Source organism: Mesorhizobium erdmanii (assembly GCF_013170725.1).
Lineage (GTDB): Bacteria > Pseudomonadota > Alphaproteobacteria > Rhizobiales > Rhizobiaceae > Mesorhizobium > Mesorhizobium erdmanii.
On record NZ_CP033361.1, the window covers coordinates 82,883 to 93,334 of the forward strand.

Annotated in this window: 9 protein-coding genes and 1 pseudogene; 7 read left to right on the forward strand and 3 right to left on the reverse strand. The window is 55.4% G+C overall.

What is annotated here, in order from left to right:
• Nucleotides 1-106: 106 nt before the first annotated feature.
• The 4 genes from EB233_RS00400 (at nt 107) to EB233_RS00415 (ending at nt 4,630) form a co-directional block, all read left to right on the forward strand.
• Nucleotides 107-706, forward strand: a complete 600-nt coding sequence (locus EB233_RS00400; RefSeq protein WP_155765378.1) for a hypothetical protein — start codon at nt 107-109, stop codon at nt 704-706.
• Between the two features lie 774 nt (nt 707-1,480).
• Nucleotides 1,481-2,560 carry a hypothetical protein gene (locus EB233_RS00405; RefSeq protein WP_064990518.1) on the forward strand — a complete coding sequence of 360 codons (1,080 nt, stop codon included), beginning with the start codon at nt 1,481-1,483 and terminating at the stop codon, nt 2,558-2,560.
• A complete protein-coding gene (locus tag EB233_RS00410; RefSeq protein WP_064990517.1) occupies nt 2,547-3,515 on the forward strand; it encodes a site-specific integrase in 969 nt (322 codons plus the stop codon). Before EB233_RS00405 ends, EB233_RS00410 begins: the two co-directional genes overlap by 14 nt.
• A gap of 200 nt (nt 3,516-3,715) precedes the next feature.
• Nucleotides 3,716-4,630, forward strand: coding sequence for an FRG domain-containing protein (locus EB233_RS00415; protein ID WP_064990516.1), 915 nt, complete (start codon nt 3,716-3,718; stop codon nt 4,628-4,630).
• Between the two features lie 99 nt (nt 4,631-4,729).
• Here the strand turns inward: EB233_RS00415 and EB233_RS00420 are convergent, their stop codons facing one another.
• The 3 genes and pseudogenes from EB233_RS00420 to EB233_RS00430 form a co-directional block, all read right to left on the reverse strand.
• Entirely contained in the window at nt 4,730-5,758 is a 1,029-nt protein-coding gene (locus EB233_RS00420) for a hypothetical protein (protein WP_064990515.1), read from the reverse strand.
• A 105-nt stretch (nt 5,759-5,863) separates the two neighbouring features.
• Entirely contained in the window at nt 5,864-6,445 is a 582-nt protein-coding gene (locus EB233_RS00425) for a hypothetical protein (RefSeq protein ID WP_064990514.1), read from the reverse strand.
• A gap of 195 nt (nt 6,446-6,640) precedes the next feature.
• Nucleotides 6,641-7,096: pseudogene (locus EB233_RS00430) on the reverse strand (DUF2726 domain-containing protein); the annotation flags it as partial.
• 554 nt (nt 7,097-7,650) lie between these two features.
• Between EB233_RS00430 and EB233_RS00435 the strand changes: the two are divergent.
• The 3 genes from EB233_RS00435 to EB233_RS00445 all read left to right on the forward strand — a co-directional run bounded on the left by EB233_RS00435 (nt 7,651) and on the right by EB233_RS00445 (nt 10,443).
• Nucleotides 7,651-9,084, forward strand: a complete 1,434-nt coding sequence (locus EB233_RS00435; protein ID WP_064990513.1) for a hypothetical protein — start codon at nt 7,651-7,653, stop codon at nt 9,082-9,084.
• Nucleotides 9,085-9,262: 178 nt separating this feature from the next.
• On the forward strand, nt 9,263-9,949 hold the full coding sequence (locus tag EB233_RS00440) for a DUF6946 family protein (protein ID WP_064990512.1): 687 nt from the start codon (nt 9,263-9,265) through the stop codon (nt 9,947-9,949).
• A complete protein-coding gene (locus EB233_RS00445; RefSeq protein WP_064990511.1) occupies nt 9,943-10,443 on the forward strand; it encodes a hypothetical protein in 501 nt (166 codons plus the stop codon). The genes EB233_RS00440 and EB233_RS00445 overlap by 7 nt, the downstream gene beginning before the upstream one ends.
• The last annotated feature ends 9 nt before the right edge of the window (nt 10,444-10,452 follow it).

The window sequence follows — 10,452 nt, forward strand, 5'->3', positions numbered from 1 at the left end:
AGAAATCCCGGAATGGTGACCGAAACTCCCGGAATATTCCCGGACTAGGTCTGCTCCCTCCTCGGTGTTCCGCTGCCACTTGCGTTACCTGCGACTGGGGAGCGCAATGACTGGCCATAAAATCAATCCGAATATGGTCGCGCTCACGAAGCTCATCGCGGCTCACATCGCCAAGGACCCATTCGTGTATGATGGGCATTCGTGGTGCGCACTGCCGCAACAGGACGTGGCAAGTGCCCTCGCAATCTCAGTTGAAAATATTCGACGCCTGATTGGCAAACCGCCGATTGTCCGTGATCACACCCACAAGGATGGGAAGCCCATTGTCCTCCTTCGCATCGGGGAGCGCGGACCGAAAACCAAGAAGCAGGTGCAAAAACACCTCGCCAACATCTGGCGAAGCATCACCGGCAAAACCATCGTCGGCAGGCAATTCGGCCACCTCGGCGGGATGGTGGACGCTTGGGGGCTAGATAAGGCTCCCGACATCCTGAGATTGGTGTTGAAGGACTGGTCCTATTTCATGGCTGGCGTGGATGTCGCAATCGCAAAGCTCGGCGATGACGGATATAAGCGCTTCTATGAATACCCATCCACCTCTGTAATTTTGCGGTTCAACACGGTCGCGGTGGAGATGTACATAATGCATCAGCAAGAGAAGCATGGCCTGAACGCCGACATCGGTGGCCTCTGGTTCGCTTCGTGACCGAATGCATTATGTCCCCTAGGTCAGCACATAAAAAATACCGAATGCATTATGTCCCCTAAGTCAGCACATAAAAATCCAGACAATCACTATCTATTCAGGGGACATAATATATTCGGTCATAGTGATAGTCCGGTTCCCATTCGCCCGGGCTCACGGGAACGCATGTTCCGATAGAAACGTAGATCGGAAAGAGAAGGTCGCTTCGCTCCCCGGTCGCTTCGCTCCCATCCCTCCCGTCGGTCGGGTCTTCCTCACCCCTACCCCTAGGTTTCGTCCGGGACTGATGTGTTGCTGACCAAGCAGGATTTTGAGAGCATCGCAGCATCTCTGTGAAATCAATTTCACTTTGACCGACGTCGTGCGGAGCTGGCTCTTTGTGGGTGGCCTTTGTCGCGCTGAACTCCGAGATATCGGTGACGTTGAGGTCGTGAACGAAGCGGGGATGTAGCGAGACATGATCATCCCGGAGCAGAGACAACCTTCGCAAATCTTCGCCCGATGTGCCCGCGTCGACAGATAGCCTATGCATGTCAGCCGGTTGGCTATTTGAACGTCCGAGGACTACGACATGTCCTCAGGTCGGCAACGCAAGTGGCAATGCCGGAAAACGACACCACTCAGCAGCAAGCGTGTCTCCGGCACGAGCCGCCGATGTCCCTGACGCGAAAGCTCTCGTTCTTGGTAGAATTAGCTGGCAAGTTTGGCACCTGTCCGCCATGCCTTGATAGCGGGGCATTGGTTTGGCCTCCCTCGAACAGGGAGACACCCAACATGTTGCAACCTTTACCGCTGTTTGACGCCTCAGATGCATCCTTCCGGGTGCTGGCATCCGATAACAAGGTTCCATCTGTCGAGCCGCTGCGCGTGTCACCATGGGTGGCGATGTCAGCTTTGCAAAAAGCCATCCGGCGCGGTGATGTCGATCTCGCCACCCGCGCCGCTGCGACCTTGCTCAAGGCCGATCCAGCGAAGCTATGGCGTAGGCTCGCCGGGATAGTCTTTGAAGATGTAGGGCTGGCATCTGTCGAGACGATCCGCCTCGTCATGTCAGCAACGACGGGCAAGGACGCTCGTCGGCAGTTCGGGGAATGGGCAGTTGCCTCGCTGTTGGTACAAAAGATGTGCGCTGCCCCCAAATGCAGAGCCGCCGACGATATGTTCATTGCCCTTTCGCATCACCTCAAGCTTGAAGCTCTGCGGGGCGATCTGGCGCGCGAAAACCTCCCAGAGCACCTTTCCCGCATCCGAGAGCGGCGAGCGCTTCTAGGAGCTTCCCTCGCAGCCCTACATGGCACCGGCGTGAGATGGCATGGACAGGTCCCACGCAAACCTGCCGACGCCACGGCTACGTTCGACGCGATGAGATTTGCCGGGATCGGGCATGAGATCATGGCACTGGCCGAACAGGGTTTTCGCAGAACTCGGGAAGCGCTGCCGGTGCTCCTGCCGCTCCTGACCCGTGCCCTTCCATCTGGCGATCTTCCTGCCGCAGATGACGACCTTCCTCCAGTTGTGATCGGGCACACGGGGATACCGACTTATTGCCTCGACGGGTTCAGCTACGAGGGTAAGAGGGCGCTCACCCGGTTCCTCCGCCGTGATACGCCGAGCACGCAATGGCTTCGCAAACACGTCCCCGCTGAGCGCCGTGTGGCGGCTTTGCATGGCGCGGTCTTCCGCGTTGAAGGCGGACTGGTCAGGCAGCGTGTCCGATGGGCATGCGCTGCCACGCTAAGGCGGCTGGCTGACCATGGCTACCACGGAATGACGCTACTCGACCCCGCTGCCTTTCTCGACATGGTTCGAGCCGACCTCCCCGCTCTTGACGAGGTCCGTCATGATGTCCGCTGAGCGCCTTACTGACGCCGGAAACCTCGCGCGCGTCCCGACGAGCCAAAACGCGTTGCCGGACGTTTTGCCTGCCGATGTCGAGCGCCTCGTCGCCGCCTCGCTGGCCGATGCTACGAAGCGGGCTTACAGGCTCGACATTGCGCATTTCGAGGCAGCTGGCAGGCAACTCCCAGCGACCCCGGAAACGGTCGCGGCTTATCTGGCTGAAGGCGCTGAGACCTATGCTGTGGCGACCCTCCAACGGCGGCTGGCCTCGATCAGCAAAGCCCATCGTGCGATCAGTGCAGACGACCCGACCAAGAGCGAACTGGTGCGCTCGACATTGCGCGGCGTGCGACGGACCCTCGGGGTCAAGCAACGGCAGGCGCAGGCCCTTCTCCGCGATGACCTGTTCGCCATCCTCGACCGCATCGGCGATCGCACGAAGGATGTCAGGGACCGCGCCATGCTGTTGTTAGGTTGGGCCTGTGCCCTGCGCAGATCGGAACTTGTGGCGCTGGACGTGGCGGATATCGCGTTCACAAACCAAGGGGCGCTGGTGACAATCCGCAAGAGTAAGACTGACCAAGAAGGCGCCGGGCGCGAAATCGCTATGCCGTTCGGACGCACCCGGCATTGCCCAATTGCTGCCCTGAAACGCTGGCTGGAGGTCGCGGGCATCGAGACTGGCGCGATCTTCCTCGGCATGGACAAGCACGGCCACATCCTTCCCGAGCGCATATCCGGCGAGGCAGTCAGCGATGTCGTCAAGCTCCGTGTCAGTTCAGCGGGCTACGATCCCGCAGTATTCTCCGCTCATTCCTTACGCAGCGGTTTCGCGACCTCCGCCGCGATGGCGGGCGCGACTAGCTACAAGATAAGGCAGGTGACGGGTCACCGCTCGGAAGCTGGGCTTGCGCCCTACCTCCGCACCGTTGATCTTTTCGATGACAGCGCGGCGGCGCGGGTTCTTTAACTTGGGTTGTCAGGATTTCGTATCAACCGCTACCGTCGCACCCTCTGAGCAGCAACGAACGCATAGGAATGGTAAATGGGGTAATGACGTGTCACTTGATCCGATTGTAGGATTGTTGTTCGTTTCAAACTCAGGTTTAGGGTGAGCTAGTATCAATGGCTGGAGTTCAGCGGCGAGTAGCGACATCTGTATCGGAGTATATGGGTGTCGTCGAAGGAATTGCTTCATCAACGCACAGTGGGCTTTGGTTCCGGGGGCAATCCGATGCTTCGCACCAACTCACGCCCGGCGTGCTCCGCGATACGACGCTAATCACGGACGGCAGAGGCCTGCCCATTCGGAAAGGGCAAATTATAACCGCGAGCGGCAGCGAAGTTACGGGGTTAAACCCGGAGCGGATGCTCGCGGAGTTTAGGAGGCAAGCTCGACCCTTCTTAGAACGTCCGTTAACAAATGAGTTTGAATGGATGTTCTTAGCCCAACACCACGGCCTTCCTACGCGCTTATTGGACTGGTCGACCAATGCGTTAGTCGCTCTCTACTTCGCTGTAGCAAGCGTGCCAGCGAGTGCGGAAAGTGGAGACGGTGACGATGCCTGCCAAGAATTCCTTGATCCAAGCGGCAACGAATATCGTGACGATGGTTTTGCGGTGTACGTGATTGACCCCGGCGAAATCAATGCACTTGTCTGCCAGATATCTGATCCAATTGACATCGCCTCCGAACCTGAACGCTGGGCGCATTATCTCCAGCCAACAGATAATCCAGGCGCCTACTTCCCCATCTGTGTGGTTTCACCTCATATTTCTTCGAGAATACGATCTCAGTCCGGTGTCTTCACGCTCCATGGGAGCAATATCCATCCGCTCGATTGGTACGATGTCATTCGCCCAGGTATAACCAAGGTGTTCATCCCGTACGCATCAACGAAGAATGTTCTGAGTGGCCTCCACAAAGTAGGTGTGACCAAAAGCTTTATATACCCGGGTCTCGATAGCATCGCCACGGATGTCAAATTTGTCGAAGGTATAAGACACGAGGCGTGGAAGGAAACCTACTTCGCCAAGGTCGAGAGAGATGCCGCGAGGGAAGCCACTCGGAAGAAGCGAACCTGAAGCAATAACTTGCAAGTTACTGAGGCGTCGTCAACTACGATAACTTCAATTATCGAGAGCCACGACCGCAAGGCTGAGCTGTGTTACCGCTAGCGATCCCTACAGATTTTGCCTTCTTTGCAGATATTCCTCGATACTCACTTGGGTCGCGCGAGAGGCCAATAAATGCCATTCACGGTTTTCAGTATCCCTTTCGAGAAGCTTATCAGCAACGTCTTTGATATCCTCTGCTACCGACATGAACGCATCAACCATTGGAATGTAGTGCAGTGGTTTGGCCACCCAGCTAACTACCTCAAACACCTTTGCAGCTTTTCTCTCTTTTTGGACAACGTCGTTCGATTGCCGCATAGCCTCGACAAGTGCTTTTTCGCTCTCAAGCGATGCCTGCTCTCCCAAATGCAAGCGAACCTTTCTCGCATATTTCTGTATCACTGGGTCGGCACGCACTGCTGCAACGCTCTCAGCGTCCGGTGGAGCGAAATTGAATAGACCTCCCGCAAATTTGCTACCTAGAATGACTTGCGCATCAAGGTCGGGGAATGCAAACGCTGGTGGAGTACCACCACCTCGTATGAACGCACTTATCTCAGAAAGTAATTTGATATCATTCTCATCCAGCACCAGATATACTTTCTGATCGCCGGCCAATCTTAGTTGCATGAACAGTCGCGAGAGATAGAACTCAGATACCAACCTTTCAATATTCTTGATATCTATCTCGATTTGCGCTCGATCTTCATCGGCAAGGTCGGAGAGGTCGAGATAAGATATATACCGAATTGTATTGTTGGTAAGTATGCGCTTGTCGAGTAAAAGAGATGCGTAGTCACTCGCTTCTTTCGCTTCTTTGTCCCACTCTTTGTAAACGCTAACCTGAGTTTTAAGCCCGAGGGCTCGTGCGCTTAAGCGTTCGTGATCGGCGGCTCCCGACCAATCTGCCGCTGGCATGAGGGTTTGGTCAGCGATAGCAAGAAATGTAGCCGAACGCTCAAAATAAATCGGGTCTGACTTCCGGTTTAGGCCGAGGTAGTAAGTATGCGGATTTCGGTTTTGATGCGGCAAGTTTACCTCATCAAGTGCTCGAATGAGAGCGCTCTCAAACTTTCCCCCTAAGATCACGCGCATAGACGCCTCATAGCAATTGCACGATTGAAGGTGTCAACATAAAAAATCCTCGGCTGTGATGCGATTGGCAAAATACGCTGCATGTATTCTGTCTTCTCTGGAAGGTCAAAGGAAAGCTACCTCGCCGTTGTGGTGGACGAGCGCAATTTCGATGCCCGCCCTCGCGCATCGGTCTCTTAACTTTAAGCCAAGGCGTTCGACCTCGGCGGTGTGAGGCAGGACCGCTACCTGCCGCTCCTCTCCCTTCCGAAGGATCATCAATTGTCCAATTAACTCAGATAAGCCCTTTCTGAGACGGCTCTTTTGGCCCGGATGAGTAGTGTTGACCGTTCCCCCTTTGCACTCGGCAAGAAAGCGCACACCATTGATGTTGGCGACCACGTCACCAAGACCGGACCTAGGATTGATAGTGACGGCATGCAGACCGCGAATATAACGCCCAGCGTACGCAGTCGAGCCCATAGAGCTTACCTTGTCGAACCCTGCGCTCGTAAGCAAGGCAGAGATGTCAAACACCTTTGCATGTTCGCCATCCGGGTGAACGAAGACCTCTGCCTCTCCGGTCGCCTGTTTAAGAAGGGAGAAAGCAAAGGCAAGCATCACTGCCGCCTCGGTGAACTTCAGCTCGATCCCGTCTTCGACATATTTGGCCCTCGCCTTCGGTGGGTCATACTTCGTGATGAACATCGTTGGTTCTCAGATGGCCGAGTGGCGAACTCTACCGTGCGAGGCGGATTTTGAAAGCCTTTTGCGCAGTCGTTATTAATTGTGTGGTCAGTAGCCACAGGAAGCGGTCAAATCTGTCCCTGACACCGACAGCTACAGCCCCCGACTTCCTCATATGATGGGTCTGCCCTTGCACCCGGACCTGTGAAATTGATTTCACAAATCGCCTTTGGCGGTCGGCTCATTACCGGACGGCATCGGCCTGTGAACCAGTTTCTCGACTAGCGGTCTGAGTTCGGAAGGTGTTGTGTGACCGCCGACGATCTCATGATAGCTGATGCCTGCGCGTCGAAGGGCTTCCTTTTTGACAGCATCACGTGCTGCTGCTGTGCCTTGGTGATGTGCATGGCCTTGGTATTCGAGCACATGCCGAGGCCGATAGTTCTCATCGACGAGAAGGAGGTCCACCCGCTTCGAGTTGATACAACTGTAGGCATCGGCGTCGGTACTACGCAGAATTTCGCCCAATGACACTTGGGCCATCACCTGCCATCCGGGATTGCAGCCGATCACCATGCGATCAAGCTCCTTGAAGACACGCGCCTCGCTCTTGTTGAGCAGCGGTTGAACAGTGAAGTTCGCACCCATGACAATCCGCAACTGGTCAGCAGGACCAGTTGGTTTCGGTGGCGCGGAAACAGGCTTCGGAGCGGGCCACAGGCCGCTAAGGATATCGTCGCCCCCACGGCGCTCGCTCGCCCAGCGCCGACGGTTTCTTGCCCTCCATGCCTGCCTCCGCTTCCTCGATAGGAAACGCTCCAAGGCCATACCAGCGAGGACGCCAGCCAGCAGAATGCCAAATAGCGGAAAGATTTACTGCGCTTGCTCACTAAACTCGGGTGGCATGCAAGAAAGCTACCTCCGCGATGCAGGTCATTCATTGGCACCCGAGTTCTACTATAGCAGCAAAGGGTCAAACGGTCTGTAATACAAATTTCGCACTATCCTGTGAGTAAAGCCATCCCTGTGGCGGCGACCGACATGCGAGAAAACAGCGGCTTCTAGCCTCCATAAGTCCCCGTCGGCGGCGTTCCCAGCTGCAGCACGCGTCACGTCGGAACGGATAGGCAGATAGTTCGTGGACTAACAGCGGTTGTCCTCTATGGCCTGTTGCCCTAGCACCCAATATCTCGCAGAGTGATCAAAAGGTCATGAGGGGCCTGTAAATGACCACGTTCTCAAATCCTTTGCTGTTCTCACAGCACTTCAACATCGATCCTGCGGTTTTGGTAGCGGCTGGCCTAATCGATCCATTCCTGACAGTTGATACGCAGCTGTTCATTGATCCGATCCTTTTGGACAAATCCGGCAATAAGCTGATCCGAGAAGATGCATACCAAACCTTTCGTACTCATTTTCAGAGGGTCGTCCGTTTGCTGGCGATATGCAAACGGGAAGGCGATCCTGCTTGGAAGGCGGCTCAGTGGCAGATGAGCTTACGCGAAGCGCCCGCAAACGGCCTCGGCTACGGGACGAGTGACCGTCCGGGAAATTCGCGCCCCGAAGAACTGCGCGACGCGATGCTCCGCACCGCAAAGGAGATTGTGGAACTCGGAGCTGAAGACCCCGAAATGATTTCGCTTATGGGGTTTTTCGAGGAAGACGTTGGACCTGACACGATAAGCGACCTGACGTCCCGCGTAGTCCAGCCGCAGCTCGCCAAACTCACAAACGAGTTCTGCGGTCCCCTCGGCATCCCCATGAAGACTTCGGAGGCAACCCCGGAAATCGCGTTGCCACACTACACCAATGCGAGCGGAAATGAGCGAGCGATTGTACTTGTGCCTTCCGACATTGTTCGGGAGCTACCTATTGCAAGAAGCTGGGATGACATCGAAGCTGCGATCAATGCGAACGCATTGATCCGGCAGCGTGTAAATGCCCTGCTTGCGAGCATCGCACAGCCAACAGTGACTGATCGCAAGGACGCTCTACGCAGCGCAGCGATGCAGTCGAAGGATGTCTTTGAGGCTTTCATCGCAGCTGTAAAAGAGAACGCGACCTACTACGATCCGAATATAGATGCCCTGGGCTACTACAGGCTAAAAGAGATACTTCAAAGTAATAAAGACACCTTTAAAAGTAATCAGAAATACGATGTCGCCAAGGGGATCGATGAAATCAAGAAGGTTGTCCGCGATACCATCGAACGCTTCGCTCATCACGTTGAGAAGGGTAATCTATGGGAAGCGCTTTGGATTGGTGACAAGCCTAAGAAGGAAAGAGCCGCGCAGCTGATCTATTTTGCGATGTCGGACTGCTTTTGCGAGGCAAACGACATCGACATATCGCCGGAAGCGAACATGGGCGGCGGACCTATCGACTTCAAATACTCCAAGGGATACCACGCACGCGTCCTTGTCGAGATGAAGCGTTCGTCGGGGACAGTCGTTCATGGCTATGAAAAGCAGTTGGAAATTTACAAGGATGCCTCCCGCACCAATCAAGGCTTTTTCGTAGTGCTTGACTATGGAGGTCTCGGCAAGAAGCTCGAAACCATTCAAAATATCCGCAATGAGCGCTTGGCACGCGGAGAGCCAGCTTCTGAAATTGTCGTGATCGACGCGAGCAAAAAGTTGTCTGCCAGCAAGAGGGAATAGACCTGTTGCTCTACCGCATTGAAAACCAGCTTATTGGTTTAACTGCAGTGGCGTTCAAATGACTGGGCTCAGCTACGCAACGCTGGGCACGGTGCGTAGGCGTCTGATAGGTCTTGCGCTTTGTTGAGGAGGCTTCAACTCGGCAACTCTTCTCTCGAACGATTTGGGGGTGACGCGTATGCGCGTGCTACGGAAAACCAATCGGACGCGTGTCTATATTCCCAGTGAAGGCCCGTCGAGTTGGCAAGCATTTCTCGCAGAGCCTGAGAGGCAATGGCGAACCGGCTACTCGGCAAAGACGCTTGCTCACTGCTGGGAAAGCGCTGACGGTTTGCCGGATGAGATCGCCAAGATGTTCGACGATCCAACCGAACTCCTCGTGGCGTTGCCCGAGCACAAGGTGCCCCTCGAAGGTGGAAATCGTGACAGCCAGAACGATGTGTTCGCTCTCATCCGGTTCGGTGGCCAGACCTGTGCAGCCACTATCGAAGGCAAAGTGAATGAGCCGTTCGGCCCGACCGTAGGCGAATGGTATGCCGAGCCGTCGCAGGGAAAGCGAGAGCGAATGCGCCAGCTGTGCAGCCTACTCGGCTTCGATGAGGTCCCGCCGTCCAATATCCGCTACCAGTTGATGCACCGGACGGCTTCCGCGCTGATCGAGGCTCGGCGGTTCAAGACGGATGAAGCCGCCATGATTGTCCACTCGTTCTCGCCAGCCCGAATGTGGTTTGAGGATTTCGTCACTTTCGCAAGCCTTTTCGGTGCCGACGTCAAACCTGACCAGTCGAGCAGCGTGATCTTAAAGTCAGGGCAGCGGCTCCGCTTAGGCTGGGCCACCGGGAACGGAGATTTTCTCAAATGCTAAAAACTGCACTGGATGCCGATTCAATCAGCATCGGGACGACCGCGCCGAAACGATATACGACGAAGCAAATGGGCGACGCTTGCGAAATGATCGTTGCCGCAGAACTCACGCTTGCGGGCATTCCCGCTTTGAAGGTTCCCGACAACTGGCCCGGCTACGATGTAATCGCGCAGCCTTTCGACAGGCCAGCGCAACGTGTTTCGGTGAAGTCCCGGACTTTTAAGCGCGGTGCGGCATATGTCGGCTACAACGACTATGACCAATTCGATTGGCTGGCGATTGTTCTATTGCCATCCGAGGAGTTCAAAGCTCGCGCAATCTACCTCATCCCACGGCCAGTAGCCGAGCGGTTGGCGCGGCGTGACAAGGCAACCAGTAAGACTGCTGCGGAACGATATTTTCGCGTGGATCAAGTCCCCGAGTTGTTTGCAGCGTGGGATGCCAATTTCGAACTAGCGGCAGCGCTTCGCGCCGCTTTAGTTGCCCCTGATTGATCATCGACA